At 36.3% G+C, this 21,970-nt stretch carries 21 protein-coding genes; 19 read left to right on the plus strand and 2 right to left on the minus strand.

The window, feature by feature from the left end:
* Positions 1–12: 12 nt before the first annotated feature.
* The 9 genes from RBQ61_RS10515 to RBQ61_RS10555 all read left to right on the plus strand — a co-directional run bounded on the left by RBQ61_RS10515 (position 13) and on the right by RBQ61_RS10555 (position 10,562).
* The gene (locus RBQ61_RS10515) at positions 13–489 is read left to right on the plus strand and encodes an NUDIX domain-containing protein (protein WP_308137279.1); all 477 of its coding nucleotides are present in this window, start codon (positions 13–15) and stop codon (positions 487–489) included.
* Between the two features lie 92 nt (positions 490–581).
* A complete protein-coding gene (locus RBQ61_RS10520; RefSeq protein WP_308137280.1) occupies positions 582–1,115 on the plus strand; it encodes a GNAT family N-acetyltransferase in 534 nt (177 codons plus the stop codon).
* 197 nt (positions 1,116–1,312) lie between these two features.
* Complete coding sequence (locus RBQ61_RS10525; protein WP_308137281.1) at positions 1,313–1,657, plus strand: hypothetical protein; 345 nt, start codon at positions 1,313–1,315, stop codon at positions 1,655–1,657.
* A 173-nt stretch (positions 1,658–1,830) separates the two neighbouring features.
* Positions 1,831–2,310, plus strand: coding sequence for an OsmC family protein (locus tag RBQ61_RS10530; RefSeq protein WP_308137282.1), 480 nt, complete (start codon positions 1,831–1,833; stop codon positions 2,308–2,310).
* Between the two features lie 275 nt (positions 2,311–2,585).
* Positions 2,586–2,996 (plus strand): molybdenum cofactor biosynthesis protein MoaE, encoded by a 411-nt coding sequence (locus RBQ61_RS10535; protein WP_308137283.1) that lies wholly within the window; start codon positions 2,586–2,588, stop codon positions 2,994–2,996.
* 268 nt (positions 2,997–3,264) lie between these two features.
* Complete coding sequence (locus tag RBQ61_RS10540; RefSeq protein ID WP_308137284.1) at positions 3,265–8,073, plus strand: RecQ family ATP-dependent DNA helicase; 4,809 nt, start codon at positions 3,265–3,267, stop codon at positions 8,071–8,073.
* A 235-nt stretch (positions 8,074–8,308) separates the two neighbouring features.
* On the plus strand, positions 8,309–8,779 hold the full coding sequence (locus RBQ61_RS10545) for an RNA polymerase sigma factor (protein WP_308140111.1): 471 nt from the start codon (positions 8,309–8,311) through the stop codon (positions 8,777–8,779).
* Positions 8,776–10,029 carry a hypothetical protein gene (locus RBQ61_RS10550; RefSeq protein ID WP_308137285.1) on the plus strand — a complete coding sequence of 418 codons (1,254 nt, stop codon included), beginning with the start codon at positions 8,776–8,778 and terminating at the stop codon, positions 10,027–10,029. The genes RBQ61_RS10545 and RBQ61_RS10550 overlap by 4 nt, the downstream gene beginning before the upstream one ends.
* A gap of 38 nt (positions 10,030–10,067) precedes the next feature.
* Entirely contained in the window at positions 10,068–10,562 is a 495-nt protein-coding gene (locus RBQ61_RS10555) for an S-layer homology domain-containing protein (protein ID WP_308137286.1), read from the plus strand.
* 304 nt (positions 10,563–10,866) lie between these two features.
* Here RBQ61_RS10555 and RBQ61_RS10560 read toward each other — a convergent pair whose 3' ends face one another.
* Complete coding sequence (locus RBQ61_RS10560; RefSeq protein ID WP_308137287.1) at positions 10,867–11,325, minus strand: hypothetical protein; 459 nt, start codon at positions 11,323–11,325, stop codon at positions 10,867–10,869.
* Positions 11,326–11,656: 331 nt separating this feature from the next.
* Positions 11,657–11,887: an RNA polymerase sigma factor gene (locus RBQ61_RS17665; RefSeq protein ID WP_374049913.1), complete on the minus strand. Its 231-nt coding sequence runs from the start codon at positions 11,885–11,887 to the stop codon at positions 11,657–11,659.
* 63 nt (positions 11,888–11,950) lie between these two features.
* On the opposite strand from RBQ61_RS17665, the gene RBQ61_RS10565 reads away from it, so the two are divergent.
* The 10 genes from RBQ61_RS10565 to rsmB all read left to right on the plus strand — a co-directional run bounded on the left by RBQ61_RS10565 (position 11,951) and on the right by rsmB (position 21,852).
* Positions 11,951–12,355 (plus strand): sigma-70 family RNA polymerase sigma factor, encoded by a 405-nt coding sequence (locus RBQ61_RS10565; protein ID WP_308140112.1) that lies wholly within the window; start codon positions 11,951–11,953, stop codon positions 12,353–12,355.
* The gene (locus RBQ61_RS10570; RefSeq protein WP_308137288.1) at positions 12,306–12,887 is read left to right on the plus strand and encodes a hypothetical protein; all 582 of its coding nucleotides are present in this window, start codon (positions 12,306–12,308) and stop codon (positions 12,885–12,887) included. Before RBQ61_RS10565 ends, RBQ61_RS10570 begins: the two co-directional genes overlap by 50 nt.
* A 164-nt stretch (positions 12,888–13,051) precedes the next feature.
* Complete coding sequence (locus tag RBQ61_RS10575) at positions 13,052–14,440, plus strand: TrkH family potassium uptake protein (protein ID WP_308137289.1); 1,389 nt, start codon at positions 13,052–13,054, stop codon at positions 14,438–14,440.
* A 9-nt stretch (positions 14,441–14,449) separates the two neighbouring features.
* Complete coding sequence (locus RBQ61_RS10580; RefSeq protein WP_308137290.1) at positions 14,450–15,094, plus strand: TrkA family potassium uptake protein; 645 nt, start codon at positions 14,450–14,452, stop codon at positions 15,092–15,094.
* A gap of 159 nt (positions 15,095–15,253) precedes the next feature.
* Positions 15,254–16,027, plus strand: a complete 774-nt coding sequence (locus RBQ61_RS10585) for a Ku protein (RefSeq protein WP_308137291.1) — start codon at positions 15,254–15,256, stop codon at positions 16,025–16,027.
* Between the two features lie 3 nt (positions 16,028–16,030).
* Positions 16,031–18,475, plus strand: coding sequence for a DNA ligase D (gene ligD / locus RBQ61_RS10590; RefSeq protein WP_308137292.1), 2,445 nt, complete (start codon positions 16,031–16,033; stop codon positions 18,473–18,475).
* Between the two features lie 172 nt (positions 18,476–18,647).
* Complete coding sequence (locus RBQ61_RS10595; RefSeq protein WP_308137293.1) at positions 18,648–19,052, plus strand: GFA family protein; 405 nt, start codon at positions 18,648–18,650, stop codon at positions 19,050–19,052.
* A 148-nt stretch (positions 19,053–19,200) separates the two neighbouring features.
* Positions 19,201–19,848, plus strand: a complete 648-nt coding sequence (locus RBQ61_RS10600) for an MBL fold metallo-hydrolase (RefSeq protein WP_308137294.1) — start codon at positions 19,201–19,203, stop codon at positions 19,846–19,848.
* A 76-nt stretch (positions 19,849–19,924) separates the two neighbouring features.
* Positions 19,925–20,194 carry a hypothetical protein gene (locus tag RBQ61_RS10605; protein WP_308137295.1) on the plus strand — a complete coding sequence of 90 codons (270 nt, stop codon included), beginning with the start codon at positions 19,925–19,927 and terminating at the stop codon, positions 20,192–20,194.
* A gap of 323 nt (positions 20,195–20,517) precedes the next feature.
* A complete protein-coding gene (gene rsmB, locus RBQ61_RS10610) occupies positions 20,518–21,852 on the plus strand; it encodes a 16S rRNA (cytosine(967)-C(5))-methyltransferase RsmB (protein ID WP_308137296.1) in 1,335 nt (444 codons plus the stop codon).
* Positions 21,853–21,970: the final 118 nt, after the last annotated feature.

The raw sequence follows: 21,970 nt of genomic DNA on the forward strand, positions 1-21,970 counted from the left end.
GTAGGTGTTCTTATGGTAGAAATTAAATTTTACGAAGATATTGATGATGAATTATTAAAGTTTGCTGTGATTGTTGCAAGGTACAAAGGTAAATGGATTTTTTGTAAGCACAAGGGCAAGGACACATATGAAGTTGCTGGCGGATACAGAGAAGAAAATGAGGGAATTATGGATACCGCTAAAAGAGAGCTGCTTGAAGAAACAGGAGCAAGTGAATTTGATTTAATACCAGTGTGCGTATATTCTATGACAGGTAAAAATATGTTGAATGACAGCGGTGAAGAAGCCTTCGGGATGCTGTGCTATGCAGATGTAAAATCATTAGAAAGTATTCCAGAATCAGAAATGGAAAAGGTGTGTATGTTTGATAAACTTCCATCAAAATTAACATATCCGAACATTCAGACTCTATTAATTAAAAAAGTAGAGGAAGAGCTGCTAAGCAAAGTTGATAATAATATAATATCTGTTAGTGAAAATCCGTTATAGTGATAAAGCAAAAAACATTAAAACTGTGACAGCAGAGTAGATAGGAGTGAAGAGCATGGTAATATTTATTTGTAATTATGCGGAGGTAGAGAATGAAGTATTTTAAAAAGTTGGAAGGAAGTAAAGTTTATTTATCACCTATAAACATCGATGATGCGGAAATTTATGTTAAGTGGCTTAATGATTTCAATGTAACGGACGGAATAGGAACATCAAGTGCCACTGTTTCCCTTGAAAGTGAGAAGGAATGGTTATCAAAAAACACAAGCGGATATCAGTTTGCAATAATAAGGCTTGAAGATGATAAGCTAATAGGAAACTGTGGGTTTCATGGAATCATGCAGCTTAGGCAATGTGCAGAAGTAGGACTGTTCATAGGAGATGAAGAAAATCGCAGCAAAGGATACGGACAGGATGCGCTTGATTTATTGGTAAGTTACGGATTTGACTACTTAAATTTAAACAATATAATGCTGAAGGTGTTTTCATTTAACGAAAGAGCAATAAGTTGCTATAAGAAAGTAGGGTTTAAAGAAATTGGGCGAAGAAGAGAGTCATATTATTTGAAAGGCAAATTTTATGATGATGTTTATATGGATATATTGAAGAAAGAGTATTGCAAATAAAAATTCTGATTATAACACTATATATTAATATTGTTTGATTGTTCAGCACTGGATATATATAATTAATATGTAAAAATAATACAACTTTTAGAATGAAATGGTTTTGATAATAGTTGTGGGCAGCGGGGTATTATACAGAAGTAGTACATGAAACAGGTAAAATAGCTGATTTCGGAGCTATTATTATAGATTAGGATATGAAATATTTGAATAAAAATATAGGGCAGTTCAGTTGTGCAGGTGTTATTGACACCTTGCCTCTGTCTGCCCTTAGACCGTACCATGCACTGGTAAAGGACGATAAGCTTCAGATAGATGAGCTCAATAACCATCTGAATGATTCCAAGAAGGCAAGAGATCTTTTCTATGATGAGGTTGAAGAATTCAGATCGCTTCCAGATGAAATAAAGCATATATACTTCATATTGCTGGGAGATAAGCAGGAGTTCCGAGATTTCTTCTCATATGTTGAATATAAGTGCGATAAATCATTGGGAGAGATTCGTGGAAAGCAAGTGCTTAATTTTACTAAGGGGATTTAAGCTTTTATTTTCAGAAAGTAACTTGACACTATCAAAACTCAATGATGTTTGGAATGGGTAAATCAGAATAGTTTATAAGATTGAGTGTATCGTCCGGGGAAATAAAAGTGACTTGAATAATTAATTTACCTTTTTATTATACTAAGCTATATAAATTAATTGGAGGTAATTTAATGGGAATTAAAACACTAAAAACTGAAATAAGATCTGCCGGCGGAACATACAAGGTTGAATGTACGGCAAGAAACAAATCATTTATCTTGGATGAACCTGAAGAAATGGGGGGATCAAACGGAGGGATGAATCCAGGAGAAGCGTTGCTGAATGCTTTGGCCGGCTGTAAATATATGGTTGCCAAAATGACCTATGAAAGATGCAATATTCATCTGGGTGACATACAAATAGAAATGGAAGGTGAAATTGACACTGATGCGCTGCAGAACATGATTCAAGGCAATAATGCAAATGTGGATTTAAGAGTCGGATTCAGGAAAATAACTACAAAGTGGTTTATTGATGCAAATAATACAAAAGAAGAGATTGAAAAATTTGTTGATTTTGTAGAAAGCCGCTGTCCGATGAAAGATACAATTGAAAGAACGCCTGAATTAAATGTTGTAATTAACGGAGCTAAAAATCTTACCAGAGTTTAAGAAAAGAAAGCCGGGGGGACGTTTTGCTGAAATGTGATGGAATAAAGAATTGTAATAACAATAAAATTATATAGAAAATGCAGGCGAATGAGTATATACTGTAAATATTACTTGTAAATATTACACGTGGCTCTATGTCAGAACGGGCAAAGCCTTAGTGATAGGATTTCTGTCCGGTATGATCTGATAGAGATATAATTACACAATATATGAAGCGGATATATTGTTTTTGATTTATCTGATTTGCAATTAATTTATAGGGAGAGTATTAGTATATGATTAATGAAAACTTGAAAAAACAATCACCGTCTGTTGACGAATGGCTCAAAGAAGCAAAAAATGATTTGGCGGCTTTACAGGAAGGGATGTTTCTGGTCCATAACGGCGTTGTGCGTCAAACGCCCAAACTCAAGGTGCGACAGGGTGTTGACGACGGGTCATTAGTAAAAGGAATGGAATTTGCATACGATGCGGCAAAGGTTGATGCAGCAATTGCCGAAACCTATAAGATGGAAGGTATCTTTCATATCAGGGTCTGGCTTAATGAAGGACATCTTGAGCTGGGTGATGATATAATGTATGTGCTGATAGGCGGCGACATCAGGACGCATGTTATTGATGCCCTGCAATTTTTGGTAGGAAAAATTAAAAGCGAATGTGTTACTGAAATCGAACAAAAATATTAGGGCATTTAACTCTGAAGATGTTGATTATATTATAAGATATTTGATGAGAAATAATTAAGTTGGGATTAACTAAGGTATTTAAGCAAAAAAGACTATATTATGATTCATATATACAACTATGGTATGCGGTAATGCATTTCTTGCTGAAATATTTGATATATAGTATAAGGAAGATGCGTATAAATACTCTTTACCTATTGAAAATACGCACTTCATGGTATATAATGGATTAAAATGTCAGATAATATGTTTGAAGCGGGTCATAATTATGAGAGCGATTACATTTATAGATGCGGAAGTTGTGCCGGAAACAGGGAAAATAGCTGATTTCGGAGCTATAAGGTCAAGTGGTGAGAGCATGCATGATGCTTCTTTGGATGCTGTCAGAAGATTTCTCAGGGAATCTGATTTTTTGTGCGGACATAATATTATATATCATGATATGAAATATTTAAATAAATATATCGGGCAGTTCAGCTGCATGGGTGTTATTGATACCCTGCATCTCTCTGCCCTTTTATTTCCTCAAAAACCATATCATGCGCTCGTAAAGGATGACAAGCTTCAGACAGATGAGCTTAATAATCCTCTGAACGATTCAAAAAAGGCAAGAGACTTGTTTTATGATGAGGTTGAGGAATTCAGGTCGCTTCCGGATGAAATTAAGCGTATATACTTCATATTGCTGGATGATAAGCAGGAGTTCCGGGATTTCTTCTCATATATCGGATATAAGTGCGATAAATCATTGGGAGAGGTTGAAATAAGAGAGTGTTTTCACGGGAAGATATGCGAGCATGCCGATATTGAGCAGCTTATGCGAGCACATGGTACTGAGCTTGCCTACTGCTTATCTCTCATATATGCAGATGACGAATATTCCATAACCCCTCCGTGGATACTCATGAGGTATCCTTTTGTTGATTCTGTAATGAACAAATTGAGAGGTACAATATGTGCGGAAGGCTGTGTGTTCTGCGATGAAATGATGGATGCTGTCAGAGGGCTCAAGAGATTCTTCGGCTATGATGCTTACAGAAAATTTGACGGTGTTCCTTTGCAGGAGCAGGCTGTGAAAACTGCTGTGGGTGGAGATTCATTGCTTGCGGTTTTTCCTACCGGCGGAGGGAAATCAATTACATTTCAGGTCCCGGCCCTCATGGCAGGAAAGAATACCAAGTCTCTTACAGTGGTAATATCTCCTCTGCAGTCTCTTATGAAGGATCAGGTTGATAACCTGGAAAAGAACAATATCACCGATGCTGTGACAATCAACGGGCTTCTTGACCCTATAGAAAGAATGGAGGCGATCAGGAGGGTTGAAATCGGAGAAGCCCACATACTGTATATTTCGCCGGAATCACTGAGATCAAAATCCATAGAAAAGCTCTTGCAGGACCGTAAAATTGCACGCTTCGTAATAGATGAGGCACATTGTTTTTCGGCATGGGGACAGGATTTCAGGGTAGATTACCTTTATATAGCGGAGTTTATAAAGAAAATCTGCGAAAAGAAAAACCTGGGATATATGATACCGGTTTCCTGTTTTACCGCGACAGCAAAGCAGAATGTAATAGACGACATACGAGAGTATTTCAAGAAAAATCTCAATTTGGAGCTTAAGCTTTTTACCGCGAGCTCCGAAAGGAAAAACCTCACATACAAGGTAATAAAAAAGGAAGAGTCGGAAAAATATGAGGCTGTGAGAAGCCTGCTTGAATATAATAACTGCCCTACGATAATATATGTTTCCAGAACAAAGAAATCCCTGGACCTTGCCCAGAGACTGACTCAGGACGGGTATTCGGCAAGAGCATACAACGGACGTATGGATAAAACAGAAAAAAGCAAAAACCAGGATGACTTTACAAGAGGCGAGGTGGATATAATGGTTGCTACCTCGGCTTTTGGAATGGGTGTGGATAAAAAGGATGTGGGAATGGTAATCCACTACGACATCTCAGATTCACTTGAAAACTATGTCCAGGAAGCAGGCAGGGCAGGCAGAGATCAGAATATAAATGCCCAGTGCTTTGTGTTGTTCAATGACGAGGATTTAAACAAGCATTTTCTGCTTTTAAACCAGACAAAAATAAGTATACAGGAAATTCAGCAGGTGTGGAAGGCCATAAAGGGTGCCACAAGAACAAGGGCGCGCATGTCAAATTCGGCGCTTGAAATAGCTAGGGACGCAGGCTGGGACGACGGTGTAAATGATATTGAAACAAGAGTGAAAACAGCAATTGCTGCGCTGGAAAATGCAGGATATATTAAGCGCGGACAGAATATGCCAAGGGTGTATGCGGACAGCATAATGGCGAGAAATTCTGCAGAGGCTGCGGTAAAAATAAGAAACTCGGGACTTTTTAATGAGAAAGAGGAAGAGCAGGCCATAAGGATAATAAATAAGCTTATTTCTGCAAGAAGCCGCAGCAGGGGTAACGAGCAGGAGGCTGAGGCTCGGGTTGATTATATTTCCGACCGTCTTGGAATAGAAAAGGCCCAGGTGCTTCACATAATACAGCTTATGCGTCAAGCCGGAATTTTATCCGATGCAAAGGACCTTACGGCATATGCGGAGGAAAGCGGCTTCGGAAACAAGCCTGCGGGTATTCTTTTAGGATATATGGAGCTGGAGCGATTCATCCTTTCTCAGATTTCCCAGACACAATCTGTTAAAAACATAAAGGAGTTGAATGAACTTGCAGTAGAAAAAGGTGTGAAGAAGCCTAATACTGATAAAATTAAGACGATATTGAATTTCTGGAATGTGAAAGGGCTCATAAAAAGGAATACATCACCTCGTAACAAAAACTTTATTAAAATTATGCTTACTAAAGAAAATTCAAAGGCTTTAGAGGAATTAGAAGATAGATGGCGTATTGCTGAATTCATATTGAAGTACCTTGACGAAATTAATGCGAAAAAAGAATCAACAGTGGAATTTTCGGTACTTGAGCTTATGGAGGAATACAACTTTCACATGCAGCTTATGAATAAAAGTGCAACTCCGCATCAAATCGAGGATTCTATATACTATCTTTCCAAAATAGGCGCATTAAAGCTGGATGGAGGATTCCTTGTAACATACAACGCCTTCAGCATCGAAAGGCTTGTGAAAGATAACAAAATAAGGTACAAAACAGAGGATTATAAAAATCTCAAGAATTACTACAAGCAAAAAACGGAAATGATACACATAGTCGGTGAGTATGCAAGAAAGATGCTGGAAGACTACAAGGCTGCCTTGCGTTTTGTGGATGACTATTTCCGTCTAGAATACAGTTCATTTCTGAAAAAATATTTCAAAGGGCCCAAGGGCGATGAAATACAGCAAAACATATCACCCGAAAAATTCAGGCAGCTGTTCGGACAGCTTTCACCTGCACAGCTGAGTATCATAAACGACAAGGAGTCAAAATACATAGTGGTAGCTGCAGGACCGGGAAGTGGAAAAACAAGAATACTTGTTCACAAGCTTGCTTCACTTTTGCTCATGGAGGATGTGAAGCATGAGCAGCTTCTGATGATTACATTCTCAAGAGCCGCAGCTACGGAATTCAAAAAAAGATTGACGGAGCTTATAGGAAGCGCAGCAAATTACGTTGAAATAAAAACATTTCATTCCTATTGCTTCGACCTGCTTGGGCAGGTAGGAAATGTGGAAAAGTCCGCTGACATAATAAGTCGGGCAGCCACAGCCATAGAGAGCGGAGAGGTTGAACCTTCAAAAATAACCAAGCTTGTGTTTGTAATAGACGAGGCTCAGGACATGGACAAGAATGAGTACAGGCTTGTAAATGCACTTATAGCAAAAAATGATGACATGAGATTAATAGCAGTCGGAGATGATGATCAGAATATATATTCCTTCAGGGGTTCCGATTCAAAATATATGAGCAATATTTTAAATATGGAAAATTCAAGGCTGTATGAGCTTGTGGAAAATTACAGGAGCAGCAGAAGCATTGTTGATTTCAGTAATGATTTTGTAAGGACTATGGATAACCGTCTCAAAAAAACACCTATTTCAGCCGCTTCAAAGGAAAAGGGAAGTGTTGGGATAGTGCAATATAAGGATGGCAATTTAATTGTGCCCTTGGTAAGCAGGCTTGTGAGTAAAGGAATATACGGATCAACCTGCATTCTTGCAAAAACGAATGAAGAAGCACTTCAGATATTTTCTTTGCTTGATAGAAACGGTATAAAAGCGGGGATGATTCAGCGCGGAGAAAAATATGAGCTAAGAAATCTCATTGAAGTACGAAGTTTTATGGATGAATTAAAATTAACAGGTGAAACACACGTAATAAGGGATGAGGTATGGGAGTATGCCAAAAGAAAGACGTTTGAAAGGTTTAAAATAAGTGAAAATCTTGAGCTCTTAAAGCAAATAATTGAGGATTTTGAATACACCGCTGGCAAAATCAAATACAAGACAGATTTTCTGCTTTTCATTAAGGAGTCTTCTGAAGAAGATTTTTACAGAAATGAGGAAAGAATAACCGTTTCAACAATCCATAAATCCAAGGGCAGGGAATTCGACCATGTAATCATGATGCTGAAGGATATGATTCCTGATTCCGAGGAGGTAAAGAGACAACTTTACGTAGGTATGACAAGAGCAAGAAAGACTCTATCCATTCATTATAACGGAAGCTACCTTGAAAGGAAAACAGGATTTTTAGACATGATTAGGAGAGGATTTACATATGAGCACGATAACAATGAGTATCCGCCCTCTGAGCTTATAGTGCTTCAGCTTAAATACAAGGATGTGTTCCTATCTCATTTTTATAAAACAAGAAGATATGTTGAAGCATTAAACAGCGGAGATGTTATGAAGTTTGATGAAAATGGGTGCATGGATGAAAGAGGAAACAGGGTTATCATTTTCTCCGGAAAATTCAGAGAGGAAATGAGAAAATTCACAGACAGGGGATATAAACCCTTGTCCGCAAAAGTAAACCACATATTATACTGGAAGCAGGAAGACCGCGAGGACGAAACACTGATAGTACTTCCTCAACTTGAGTTTGTTAAGGATAATTTGAATGGAGGGCAAGGTTCTTATTAGAAACATAGATAGGCGATATAGATGTAAGGGCATATTTATATAGGTAGAAAATGATTGTTTTTGCTTATACGATTATATCAAAGATTATTAGAACCGAGTTTGCATTCAGTTGTGCGCAAACCCGGTTTTAATTTAAAATTGGCAGAATAAATTAAATTTAATTGAGACTGTTTTTGATTTTATTTCGTCTTATGTATAGAAGGTCTTCTTAGGTAGGAGGTGCACCAAAATTAAAATAAATGAAAAAGAGTTTGAAACGTTATTTAAGCAATATAAAAATGATATTTACAGGATAGCTTATACCTATGTCAATAACGAGGCCGATGCTTTAGATATAGTGCAGGAGAGTGCATATCAGGCGTACATATCAAAGGATAAAATCAGAGACAAGAACAAATTCAAGTCATGGATATTAAAAATTGCGGTAAATAAATCAAAGGATTTGCTCAGGAAAAATAAATTAATTTCATTAGAAGACTTATCAAATGTGAACACAATGCAAGCCGAGGATAAAGAAAGCGTAAATATTTTCATGGAGAATCTAAAAGTATTATCAATGGATGAAAAGAATGTCATTGTTCTCAAGGTTTATTTTGAATACACATTTGAAATGATTTCCGATGAGTTGAAAATTCCCATAAGTACGGTTAAAAGTAAATACTACAGGGCATTGGAAAAGCTAAAGATAGAGGAGGGGTTAGTATGACAGATAAGCTTGATGGTATGTTGAACAGCATTCCCATCCCTGACGGATTGGATGAAAGCATAGAATTAGGATTTAAAAAGGCTAAAATTCAGCAAAGCTCAAAAAAGATCAGACGCTTAAAATTATTTACAGCAGTTGCAGCCTCTTTGGCTATAATTATAAGCTCAGTAATTATAGTGGGACCAGATAAGGTTGAAGCAGCAATCAAACGGGCATTGCAATACGTTCCCGGATACAATGTCTTGATAGACAAGGAAAAAGGAAGTGTGCTGGCACTTCAGGAGCCGGTATTGTATGAGAAAGGCGATGATTTTGTAGAAATAACGGCAGCTTCCAAAGTAGGTAAGCATTTCAATATTTCGGTTAGGGGTAATTATATATTTAATAAAGGATATGAAGTGCTGTTAAAGGATAAAAAGGGTAATATTATACACACGGGAAATTGGAGCATAGGCAGAGGGTCAGAGCTTTGGCAGGGAGATTATTATTTCGAGGTGGATGGTGAGGAGGAAAAATATTCTCTTCTAATTGGAGACTTGGAAATCCCTTTTACCTTGGAAAAAACAACTGAGGTTGAAGACTTTTTACAGCTTGGCAACCATGCAAGTGATAAGGGAATCGACATAGTGGCTGTCAAAAAACCAATGGAAGATAAGCTGATGATTAGCTTGTTGAATCAATCAGAGGAAAAAACAGTTGAAGAATATTCTTTTGATAAAAGCTTGTTGGAAAGCGTATGGCTTTCAGAACCCAATATAGAGGGAAGCATGTACCTTATTGACAGCATGGGGAACAAAACATATCCAACTCTGCCGTCATCCTATGGTGGCTTAATGTCAGATTTCTATTTTGATACAGCAGATAAGGAAGGATTGAAGCTTGTATTGCCATATGTAAAGGTAAAATACCCAGGCTTAAAAACAAAAAAGGTAAGAATCACTACGCCTCAGGATGGAGAGAAACAAAGTATAGATAAGGCATTAGCCATGGGAGAATTTGAGATAAATGTAGTTGACGTAAGACGTGATGGAAATGAACTATTAATCAATTTAAAAAGCACCTCACCAGAGGATGAATTATTGGACAGTGTGCGTGTGAGAGGGAGTTCAGGTTACGGTATGAGTCAAAACAAGGATACAGGCTATATTGAACTTTCAATAGATGCAGATGATGCAGGCAAAAGATTTTCAATATACTTTGAATCACCAACATCGGTGCTTCTGGGAGATTGGAATATAGAATTAGATTAATATTTGAACAAAGTATAAGATAATTAAGTACCAAGATAATGAAGCCATTGACGATGGAACTGGAGCTTAATATAACAGATAACGGAAATACTATAAACGGAAGCCAAAGGCTTGGAATTGAAAATTTTTTAGAAGATCAAAGCATAGCAATGTATCTTGATATTGAACTTAAATTAAAGAATATTACTAACAATACGGAAACTTTACTTGTAAACACACAAAATCCTGTGAAAATTAAAATTGAAATTCCAAGCAATATGCGTAGAGGAAGAGATTACAAAATAATTCGATTGCACAAAGGTGTTATCGAAATATTAGATACTGTATTGGAAGGTAATTATCTGGTATTTGAGACAGATAGATTTAGTCAATATGCATTATCATATAAAACTTATAATGAAAAAGATGAATCAGATAAAAGTACGAAAGCGCTAGAAAATCATATAGCATATATAAAGGGCTATGAGGATGAAACCTTCAGACCTGAAAATAATATTACCCGAGCAGAGGCAGCCGAAAGCTCAACTAAGTAGTTGTCCAACATGTCCATTCTTCACCGAATGTAGTTTTTCACATGGTGAATCAAGAATCAATGCAAGTGCTTTCTATCCGGCATTTTTCCAAAATCGCCAAAGATATGAAACGCCGCAATACAAGGCAATGGAGAGACCTGCAAAATACGGTTGCTTTTCTGTTTTTAAGCACATTCCCAGTAGTTTTTAGAAAAAAGGGTTGCTATATAAAATTTTCACTCACCTAAAACTGTATTTGTCAACACGTCCAATTTGTTACACTCCCGATTATCTTTTAAAAAGATTTTTTAAATACTTACAGGCTCTACTTAAAACCTCCACTATTTAAAAACTGAGATAGATTTATTGCTTCTTCTCGATTATTGCACGGAGCAACAACTCGCTCAGAAGAACTACTATTTTCTAAAAGAGGGATAAAAGTAATCTTTGATATTTTACCATCAACATAAATTGACCAATAAACTGTATCTCCAAGATGCTCAAACATACCTTCACTGTCATAGAACTTCCATACACTATTTACAGAATGCGCATCTAAAGTCAGCCTGAACGTTCGCGTCACTTTATCAAATTGAATAGGTTGTTCGATTCTAAAAAGACTAGAATTTATAGAAATATCACCAATAAACGTTTTTGGTTTAAGTAGCATATTTTTCGTTACAATACAATCAATGCTTACTGAAACTTTCTCTGATACCTCGGGAATATCCTTATCAATATATAACCCTTCATATACCCTTTCTATTTCTATTGGTCGGTACATAAAGTATAGTAAAATGATTACTATAAGTATAGCTATTGAGAAAAACGTCTTATTTTTCATAATTTACCCTCAAATAATATTTTACTAAAAATATATTATAATTTAATAAAATGTTTTAAAAATAATGTGTAGGTCATACTACGCAATATTTTTAACTTTAGTAAGTTTTTATGACGGAATAAGCAGCTTGGGTTTCTATAAGAGTTCCTGAACTATTGTAAACTTTGCCAGCATATAAATCCTGTGTGTTCCTCTTGAAACTGCTCTATATTGAGTATCTGAGCTTCTCCCTAAACCTTCTTTTGTCTAGGTTGCTATGGTATCCCAGCTTTTATACACGAATGTTTTTAGCGTTTATATTTAAAGCTATTGCTATTTCTTCGTAAGTGACTTCATCATATACATATCTGTAAATCAAGATAGATTTATATGGTTCTGGCATATAATTTAAGGTTTCTTCTATTTCTGAAACTCCAAATTTTTCAGTGAAATCATTTTCTGGGTTGTATAAACTGTACTCCGAAATGCTTTCTAAGTCAATATTTGTTTTTTCTTTATTGATATAATTTTATTTTGTCTTATATAGAAGAAGGTCTTCTTAGGTAGGAGATGCACCAAAATTAAAATAAATGAAAAAGAGTTTGAAACGTTATTTAAACAATATAAAAAAGATATTTACAGGATAGCTTATACCTATGTCAATAACGAGGCCGATGCTTTAGTTATAGTGCAGGAGAGTGCATATCAGGCGTACATATCAAAGGATAAAATCAGAGACAAGAACAAATTCAAGTCATGGATATTAAATATTACGGTAAATAAATCAAAGGATTTGCTGAGGAAAAACAAATTAATTTCATTAGAAGACTTATCAAATGTGAACACAATGCAAGCCGAGAATAAAGAAAGCGTAAATATTTTCATGGAGAATCTAAAAGCATTATCCATGGATGAAAAGAATGTCATTGTTTTCAAGGTTTATGTTGAATCAATCAGAGAAAAAAACAGTGGAAGGATATCCTTTTGGTAAAGGCTTGTTGGAAAGCGCATGGTTTTCAGAACCTGATATAGAGGGAAGCATGTACCTTATTGACAGCATGGGGAACAAAACATATCCAACTCTGCCGTCATCATATGGTGGCTTAATGTCAGATTTCTATTTTGATACAGCGGATAAGGAAGGATTGAAGCTCGTATTGCCATACGTAAAGGTAAAATACCCAGACTTAAAAACAAAAAAGGTAAGAATCACTACGCCTCAGGACGGAGAGAAGCAAAGTATAGATAAGGCATTAACCATGGGAGAATTTGAGATAAATGTAGTTGACATAAGGCGTGCGGGTGATGAAATGATAATCAATTTAAAATGCAGCACACCGGAGGACGAATTATTGGATAGTGTGCGTGTGAGAGGAATTTCAGCCTACAGCATAAGCCCAAACAAGGATACAGGCTATATTGAACTTTCAATAGATGCAGATGATGCAGGCAAAAGATTTTCAATATACTTTGAATCACCAACATCGGTGCTTTTGGGAGATTGGAATATAGAACTGGATTAATCGTAAAGGAGTTTGGAATGACAGAAAACAGGCGATATTTGTATATTCAAAATAATGACAATAAAAGGAAATGTTGACACCGGTATGTATGAATGCTATCATAAATTGGAAGAGTAATAGCTTTTTAAACATATATTATTTTAGACAACTAATCGGGGTATCAAATGAAAAAGAAAATAAAACATTTATCACCGTCTCAGACAATTATGGCTGGATTTGCTCTTATGATACTTATAGGAGCATTTTTGTTGAATTTACCGATTGCAAGCAAATCAGGGAACAGTATAGGATTTATTAATGCTTTATTTACGGCCACTTCCGCAAACTGTGTTACCGGATTAGTAGTGGTGAATACTATGGAGCACTGGACATTATTTGGCAAAGTTGTAATATTAATATTGATTCAGTTTGGTGCTCTTGGATTTATGTCAGTGATGACAGTTGCAATGATTTTAATGAAGCAACAAATATCTTTAAGAAGCAGGCAAGCAATTCAGGCTTCCTTTAATCAGGATAACATCGGCGGAATGGTAAAGCTCGTAAAAAAGGTGGTTGCCGTTACATTTACCATTGAAGTGATAGGAGCAGTGCTTCTTATGATTGCCTTTTACAAAGAAACGCAAATGAAATTATCAGAAGCGGCTTTTCAAGGAATTTTTCATTCAATATCTGCTTTTTGCAATGCAGGATTTGATAATATCGGTAATGACAGCTTCATTCCTTTTCAGTCCAGTGTACCGATAAATTTTATTGTTATGACGATTATTATAGCCGGCGGGCTTGGATTTACAGTATGGCTGGAGATTATTGAGTTGCTGCGAAATAAAGAGAAAAGGTCTCTCCGGTTAAGAATTATACATATGAGCCTTCACAGCAAAATAGTGTTTTCTGTTACAGGCATTCTGATTATAGGAGGAATGCTGCTATTTTTGCTGTTTGAATGGTCAAATCCTGATACTTTTGGTAAATTACACGCTTTAGAAAAGGTTCAGGCTGCATTATTCCAATCTGTAACACTTCGTACAGCCGGTTTTAATACTGTTTCTCAAGGAGCTCTCAGAGAAATTTCAAAGTTTATATCTTGTATATTTATGTTGATAGGAGGCTCTTCTGCCAGTACAGCGGGTGGGATGAAAACAGTAACAATTGGTATAATTATAATTTCCATGGTTTCTGTTCTGAAGGGACGAAATAAGATTGAGGTTTATGGTCGCACATTGCCGTTTGATTTGCTGCAGAAGGCGTTAACTGTTGCTACAACAATGTTGATTGTAGTACTTGTGTCTACAATACTCCTGTATTTTGCTGAATCATCCAATTCATTTCAGCATTCGTTTTTAGACCTGCTGTTTGAGGTGTGCTCAGCTACAGGTACAGTGGGATTAACTACTGGAGTAACTTCGAATATTTCTACGGTTGGGAAAGGCGTCCTCATTTTGTGTATGTACCTGGGACGTTTGAGTCCGGTCACCGTTGTTGTTGCCCTTAATGTAAAATTACATGAGGGCGCAAATGGCATAAACTTTCCGGAAGAACGAATTATTATTGGATAGGAGGATGAAATGATAAAAAAATATAAAAATAAAAGCTTTGCTGTTTTAGGATTAGGGCGTTTTGGAATGAGCATTATTCAAACCCTGTCTGAATATGATGTAAATATTATGGCTTGTGACAATGACAAAGCTAAATTGAAGCTTGCTGAAGAATATGCCACACACGTTGTGAGGGCAGATGCTTCGGATGAAAATGCCCTTAAAAATCTTGGATTGCAAAACTTTGATGTAATTATATTAGCCATGGGCGAAGAATTTGAAGCCTCTCAAATTGCTACAATGATTGCAAAGGAAAGTGGCGCGAAGCATGTTATTGTTAAAGCAAGAAACCTGCGCCAGAAGAAGATATTAGAAAGCATTGGTGCGGATTCGGTTGTTTTGCCTGAACATGAAATGGGTTCGAAGTTAGCGCGAAAAATGGTTGCATCCAACATAATGGATATTCTTGAGGACTCTGAATACTATACCATTACAGAAATAAAGCCTCTTGATGAATGGCTTGACAAATCTTTGCGACAAGCCAATATACGACAGAAGCACAACATAACAATTTTGGCTGTACGGCAAGGAGAAGAATTAATACTGCCTGTATCTCCGGATAGAATAATAAATAAAGAAGATATTTTAATAGCTTTAGAAGAGAAAAATAAATAATAGGGTTGTGACAGTGTCCCGAAGCTCATAATAATATGAGCTTCGGGACATTTTATATATAATAGCCACCTCATGGATTTCTCACCTTACGTTACAATATTTAACCAAATAGAATACTTATAATTAAGTTGGGAAACAATAATGGTGGAGGTGACAACTATGGTATCACGTAAATCGGTAATAACTTTCGGGATGGTGGCCATTCCTATTGCAATGTACACAACCACCCGTGACAATGACATACATTTTAACCAGCTTCATAAGGAAGATAACAGCCGCGTTCGCTACAAGAAAACTTGTGCACACTGCGGTAAGGAGATTACTGCAAAAGACATTGTAAAGGGATTTGAATATGACAAGGACAAGTACGTTGTCATAACAGATGAAGAAATTGAAAAAATAAAAACAGAAAAAGAAAAATCCATCCAGATTCTGCACTTTGCTCAATTAAACCAAATTTCTCCGGTGTATTATGACAGAACCTACCAGGCTGCGCCGGAAACTGGAGGGGAGAAAGCCTTTGAACTGCTGCGCACTGCACTTATGGATGAACAGAAGATAGCTATTGGTAAGACAGTAATGGGCACGAAGGACACGCTTATGGCGATTATTCCTCGGGAGGATGGCATACTTATTTCCACTATGTTTTATGCTGACGATATTAAAGAGCTTCAAAAGCCTTATACTAAGCTTGAAGTATCTGAGCAGGAGTTGAATATGGCGAAAATACTCATTAATTCCATGGATACGCCATTTGATCCTGCTAAATATAAGGATGAATACCAGGCAAGGCTTCGGGGGCTTATTGAGACGAAAATTTCAGGAAAAGAGGTTGTTGCCGCTGAGGCAGAAAATACAGGCAAGGTTATAGATCTTATGGATGCTCTAAAGGCTAGTGTTGAAAATGCTAAAAAAAATAAGGAATCCGCGTAATTTATGTCTGAAAAATTAGGAAATTACAATCAAAAAAGGAATTTTGAAAGGACTATTGAGCCGGAGGGAAAAACTGAAGATTCAGGAGAAGGGCTGAGATTTGTTGTCCAACATCATATGGCGCGAAGAGATCACTACGATTTGCGCCTTGAATGGGAAGGGGTTCTCCTAAGCTGGGCGGTTCCAAAGGGACCGTCCTATGATACTCGTGACAAAAGGTTAGCTGTACATGTAGAGGACCACCCGCTTGAATACAGAAATTTTGAGGGAAACATTCCAAAGGGTGAATACGGCGGCGGTGTGGTTATGCTTTGGGATGAAGGGTTTTGGGAACCTTACGGAGATGCAGCTGAAGGTTTGCTTAAAGGTGATTTGAAATTTATTCTGAAAGGCAGGAGACTTAAAGGAAGGTGGGCCTTGGTTCGCTGGAAAGCTAAATCCGGCGAGGATAAAGATAATTGGCTTTTATTGAAAGAAAAGGACCCTTATGCTAATACAGGTGAAGGCATATCGAAGTATATAACCAGCGTGAGAACGGGTCGCACAATGGAGGAGATTGAGAGCGGAGAAGATGAAAAAATTACAAAAAATCCATTTGACTCTGTTCAGGTCCAGCTTGCTAAGCTAGTTGGTAATGTACCTGAAGGCGAGAACTGGCTATATGAATTGAAATATGACGGTTTTAGGATAGTTGCTTTTGTAGAAGGAAATGGTGTGCGCTTAATAACCAGAAATGGTAATGATTATGCAAAGAGATTTCAAAATGTGGCACATTCTATTATTAATTGGTCTGACGGAAGATCCATGGTGCTTGACGGCGAAATGACTGTTACTGACGAATCGGGCAGAACTGATTTTAATGCTCTTCAAAACTATATGAAAAATCCAAAATTTCAAAATTTGATATATATTGTATTTGACATTTTGGCATTGGATGGGGAAGATCTTCGAGAGCGGCACTTAATCGAAAGAAAAAAAATACTTGAAGACTTAATGAAGGATGCTCCACAAAATCTGTACTATAGCCGTTATGTGACAGGAAGCGGAGTTGAAAGCTTTAATGTTGCCTGCGAAACAGGTATGGAAGGGGTAATCGGAAAGAAAATCGATTCGGTATACAGCGGCACAAGAAATGGTGACTGGATTAAATTAAAATGCGACAAAAGACAGGAATTTGTGATAGGAGGGTACTCTCTCTCTGATAAAAGGATAAGCGGAGTAAGTTCACTTCTTCTTGGCATTTACAAAGGAGATAAATTACTATACACCGGTCGTGCCGGTTCAGGAATAAGTGAATCTGATATGATAATGCTCGAGGAAAAATTTGAAGGGTTGAAAAGGAGTGATTCGCCTTTTATAAATGCTCCTAAAGCCAGGGCGAATGAAAAGGTAACATGGCTTGAGCCTGAGCTTGCAGCTGAAATAAAGTTTGCCGAGTGGACAAAAGACAATATTTTAAGGCAGGCAAGCTTTAAAGGTATTAGGACTGACAAAGAACCTAAGAGCATAAAAATGGAGAAAACGGATGAGGAAATACAGTTTAATCTTCTTGATGAAGCAGATACGGAGAAATTTATGGAAGTAAATTCAAACAGCATTGTTGTTGAAGGGATAAAAATTACCAACCTCAACAAGGTTATATTTGAAGAACCAGATATTACAAAGGAGGATGTAGTTAGATACTATTTAAATGTATCAAAGTACATGCTGCCGTATGTAAGCCGACGGGTGCTCAGTGTAGTGCGCTGTCCTAAAGGAGTTTCAAAGTCCTGCTTTTATAAAAAGCATCCGGAGCAGAACAGCAAAGGAATAATTACAGTGCCGGTTTCAAACGACAGCGGAGAAGAGGAAAATTATTTTTGTATTGAGAATATACAAGGTCTTATATACGAGGCACAGATGGGCACATTGGAATTTCATACATGGGGAAGCTGTGTTGACGAGCTTGAAAAGCCGGATATAATGGTATTTGACCTGGATCCGGATGAGGGAATGGAGTTGAGCAAAGTGCGTCAGGGTGTGAGAGATGTTAAAAGCATTCTTGCCGAACTGTCTTTGAATTCATATCTCAAGACCAGCGGAGGTAAGGGGTACCATGTGGTTGTTCCTCTAAAACCATCTGTTACATGGGAAGTTTTTTATGATTTTTCAAAGAAGGTTGCTGAGGTCATGGAGCAAAAGTGGCCGGACCGCTACACAAGCAATGTGAGAAAAGCTAAGCGCAAGGGCAAAATATTTATTGATTGGATTAGAAACGGAAGAGGCGCAACGAGTGTTGCTCCGTATTCACTGAGGGCCAGAAGTGGAGCCAAGGTATCCATGCCAATTTCATGGGATGAACTTGACACGGTCGATCCCGATGGCATAAATATGTCTGACGTGCTTTTAAGAATTCAAGGAAATGATCCGTGGAAGGATTTTTTTCAGAATAACCAGAGGCTTAAATAATAGTTCAATGTGCAAACATCTTAAGAACATGAGAGTAAAACTTTCACGTTCTTTTTTGATAGAAAAATGTATTTGCTGTAATACTTTACGATTTAATGAACACTTGGTATAATATTAAAAATAGCAAAAAATACCTATTTTGGTATTAGATTATTTGAAAGGAGATTTGATTATGATATATAAGGGATCATGTCTTTGCGGTGAAATTACTTTTGAAATAGAAGGTGACTTTGAAAATTTTTTTCTTTGTCATTGTGAACGATGCCGTAAGGATACAGGCTCAGCTCATGCGTCTAATTTGTTTTCTACTACAGCCAAGTTAAGATGGCTGTCAGGGCAAAATAAGGCTAAGACTTTTAACTATAAGTCGGAAGGGCATATAAAAAGCTTTTGCCCTAATTGTGGGTCAGCACTTCCGAATATTCAGTTTGATGGAAAATTACTAGTTGTTCCTGCAGGGTCTATTGACAGTGTCATACAAATGAAACCGCAAGGCCACATTTACTGCGCGAACAAAGCAAGCTGGGATAATGACTTAGAGAAAGTCCCAAAGTATGAAGAACTGCCAAATTTATAAAAGAAAATAAAGAAATGAAGAACGGCAAAGTTGGGTTTTATTTAGATAAAGTGTATATATAAATGCTTAGATGTATTAAGTGGAAGACGCAATATAGATAGATGAAACAGGCCTAAATAACAAATTACAATATAATTATGGAGAAATTATGAAAGTTGAAAAGGTTAAAAACAGAAATTTTGTATTTACATACAGCGTTCCGGATGGTTGGGATCTGAACTTACATTTGATAAAGGGCAGTAAAAATAACTACGTTATTGATACCGGTCTTGGGTCATTAAGTGTTAAACCAATATTAGAGCATATTAGAGGAGATAATAAGCCGGTTATTGTAATAAACACACATTATCACTGGGACCACGTATGGGGCAACAACAGTTTCCCGGATTCGGTTATAATATCTCACAGCCTGTGCAGGGAAATGATAGATTCAAGCTGGGAAAAAACAATGCAAAGATACAAGGACTTAGTGAGAGGCGAGGTGAAGAAGCTATTGCCCAACATTACATTTGAAAATGAATTGAATTTTCCGGAGGATAAAGTCAGAATTATATATACTCCCGGGCATACTATAGATTCAATAAGCGTTATTGATGAAGAAGACAGGGTTTTAAATGCCGGAGACAATATAGGAGATACGGTTGATGATATAGTTCCTAATTTGGATTGTGAAAGGGAAATATATATAAAAACGCTGAAGAAATATGATTCCATTGATTTTGATGTTTGTATTTCGGGTCATAACGTTATTCTTGGCAGCAGTGTTACGAAAAAAATTATGTCAAAGCTTGATTAATTAATAAAAATGTAGGAGGCAGATGCTTTAAAATTTTAATTTCAGGATATAAGAAAGTAAAGAGGGAGGATTAGCAATGGAAATTACTAAAATGCTGTTTGCGCTAATTGTTTTATTAATTATTCCATTCACTTTGTTTTATGTGGAGTACCGCCTGGCAAAAGCTCAAAGTAAATTAGCTGTAATATTGCCGGTTGTTGTATTATGCTTTTCTGTCATAATGCCTATTGTTGCACTAACCGGAATTATTATGTTTGTAATATATTTTGTTGTGAAGTATTTAGAAAAGGAAAAGAAAAATAAATTATCGGAAATAGATAAAATGAATATTCAGGATTTAGAATGATTCTGTCTAAATAATGCATGAGAGGCATATAATGAATAAAAGATTAAACTTATTATATTTCAGCGCAACAGATACAACTGCTAAGGTAGTTAAGTCATAGACAGAAATTACGCAAAATAAAATAATTATAGCTACGTAGCTTAGTAAATTCTTGCATTATAGAAATTACTAAGCTTAAATTTTTCTTATTAAAAAATTAATAAAATAGAAATATTAATTTAATTGCAAAATTACTTTGTATTTATTTACAATAATGATATAATAAAAAATATTTTGCTGTATAATATAAAATAAGCGCGTGTAAAATAATCAAAGAGGAAATTATGGATAACAACTATAGATCACAGGTCGTTGAGACTTTAAAGAAAATATTTAAGAATAAATCCTATTCAAACATAGTAATTAACAATGATGTGAAAAATATAGACGTCAGATATTTGTCGCTGTACAGAAGAACGGTTCTTGGGGTTGTTGAAAATCTAATATTTATTGACTGGATAATCAATGAGGTTTCAACTGTAAGGACTAAGAAGATGGAGCTGGATGTATTGACAGTTCTAAGAATTGCTGTTTATCAAATATTTTTTATGGACAAATCTCATGAAAATGCAGTGGTAAATGAAAGTGTACAATACATAAAGGATAAGGGAAACATAAGAGCTTCAAAATTTGTAAATGCAGTCTTAAGGAATATATTGCGAAGCAGGGAGAAGCTTATTTGTAAAATGGAAGAGCTTTCTCAGGATGAATATTTAAGCGTCAAATATTCATATCCTATGGAGCTAGTGAAAAGGTGGAAATTACAGTTTGGTAAGGATAATCTTGAGAAGGTATTAGTTGCTAACAATGCTGAAGCACCTTTGGAAATAAGGGTTAATACGTTAAAGATTTCAAGAGATAAGCTTATTGAAATATTTGAAAAAAAGGGAATTAAAGCACACAAATGCAGGTATGCTAACAAGGGTATAGTTGTTGAAAATCCTTTTGAGATGGATAAAACAGAGGAATACAGGTGCGGATTGTTTTCTGTACAAAGCGAAAGTTCTATGCTAGCAGGGCAAATTTTAAATCCTGATGAAAACAGCTTTGTTGTAGACTTGTGTTCTGCCCCGGGAGGGAAATCATTAAACGTTGCAGAAATGATGAACAACAAAGGGAAGATATTAAGCAGAGATATATACGGAGGTAAGTTACCTCTTATAGACAGGGAAACTGAAAGGCTTGGTATCAGTATAATTGAAACCCAGGAGTTTGATGCCATGAAGCTGGATAGCTCATTAATCGGCATGGCTGACTTTGTAATAGCAGATGTGCCGTGCTCCGGCCTGGGGATAATAAGACGAAAGCCTGAAATTAAATATAAGAACATAAAAGAGGATGTCAAAAATATTAGCAAAATTCAGTATAAAATACTGGAAAATGCCTCAAAATATTTGAAAACTAACGGGTGTATGGTTTACTCAACATGTACTACAGAAATAAAAGAAAATATAGAATTGGTAAACAAATTCTTAAATAATAACAAAGAGTTTAAGTTGGTGGATATTTCCGGCAGTATTGATGAATATTTTACTACTGCCAAGAATGGATATATAGAAATATATCCGCATATACACAGTATGGACGGCTTTTTTATTGCGAAAATAGAAAGAGTATGATATAATTTTTCGTGATAATTTAGATTTATACCGTTTTAAAATAAAGAATTATATTGTTTAAAAAACAGGATCTTGGAACAATCTTAATTGTTCATTACTAAATAAATTCAGAAGGTAA

It is taken from the genome of Sedimentibacter sp. MB35-C1 (assembly GCF_030913635.1).
Classification (GTDB): domain Bacteria; phylum Bacillota; class Clostridia; order Tissierellales; family Sedimentibacteraceae; genus Sedimentibacter.

What these genes read in the sequence shown, in the direction of transcription:
- RBQ61_RS10515 (WP_308137279.1), top strand. Translation starts at nt 13, where the DNA reads ATGGTAGAAATTAAATTTTACGAAGATATTGATGATGAATTATTAAAG.
- RBQ61_RS10520 (WP_308137280.1), top strand. Translation starts at nt 582, where the DNA reads ATGAAGTATTTTAAAAAGTTGGAAGGAAGTAAAGTTTATTTATCACCT.
- RBQ61_RS10525 (WP_308137281.1), top strand. Translation starts at nt 1,313, where the DNA reads ATGAAATATTTGAATAAAAATATAGGGCAGTTCAGTTGTGCAGGTGTT.
- RBQ61_RS10530 (WP_308137282.1), top strand. Translation starts at nt 1,831, where the DNA reads ATGGGAATTAAAACACTAAAAACTGAAATAAGATCTGCCGGCGGAACA.
- RBQ61_RS10535 (WP_308137283.1), top strand. Translation starts at nt 2,586, where the DNA reads ATGATTAATGAAAACTTGAAAAAACAATCACCGTCTGTTGACGAATGG.
- RBQ61_RS10540 (WP_308137284.1), top strand. Translation starts at nt 3,265, where the DNA reads ATGAGAGCGATTACATTTATAGATGCGGAAGTTGTGCCGGAAACAGGG.
- RBQ61_RS10550 (WP_308137285.1), top strand. Translation starts at nt 8,776, where the DNA reads ATGACAGATAAGCTTGATGGTATGTTGAACAGCATTCCCATCCCTGAC.
- RBQ61_RS10555 (WP_308137286.1), top strand. Translation starts at nt 10,068, where the DNA reads ATGAAGCCATTGACGATGGAACTGGAGCTTAATATAACAGATAACGGA.
- RBQ61_RS10560 (WP_308137287.1), bottom strand. Translation starts at nt 11,325, where the DNA reads ATGTACCGACCAATAGAAATAGAAAGGGTATATGAAGGGTTATATATT.
- RBQ61_RS10570 (WP_308137288.1), top strand. Translation starts at nt 12,306, where the DNA reads ATGTTGAATCAATCAGAGAAAAAAACAGTGGAAGGATATCCTTTTGGT.
- RBQ61_RS10575 (WP_308137289.1), top strand. Translation starts at nt 13,052, where the DNA reads ATGAAAAAGAAAATAAAACATTTATCACCGTCTCAGACAATTATGGCT.
- RBQ61_RS10580 (WP_308137290.1), top strand. Translation starts at nt 14,450, where the DNA reads ATGATAAAAAAATATAAAAATAAAAGCTTTGCTGTTTTAGGATTAGGG.
- RBQ61_RS10585 (WP_308137291.1), top strand. Translation starts at nt 15,254, where the DNA reads ATGGTATCACGTAAATCGGTAATAACTTTCGGGATGGTGGCCATTCCT.
- ligD (WP_308137292.1), top strand. Translation starts at nt 16,031, where the DNA reads ATGTCTGAAAAATTAGGAAATTACAATCAAAAAAGGAATTTTGAAAGG.
- RBQ61_RS10595 (WP_308137293.1), top strand. Translation starts at nt 18,648, where the DNA reads ATGATATATAAGGGATCATGTCTTTGCGGTGAAATTACTTTTGAAATA.
- RBQ61_RS10600 (WP_308137294.1), top strand. Translation starts at nt 19,201, where the DNA reads ATGAAAGTTGAAAAGGTTAAAAACAGAAATTTTGTATTTACATACAGC.
- RBQ61_RS10605 (WP_308137295.1), top strand. Translation starts at nt 19,925, where the DNA reads ATGGAAATTACTAAAATGCTGTTTGCGCTAATTGTTTTATTAATTATT.
- rsmB (WP_308137296.1), top strand. Translation starts at nt 20,518, where the DNA reads ATGGATAACAACTATAGATCACAGGTCGTTGAGACTTTAAAGAAAATA.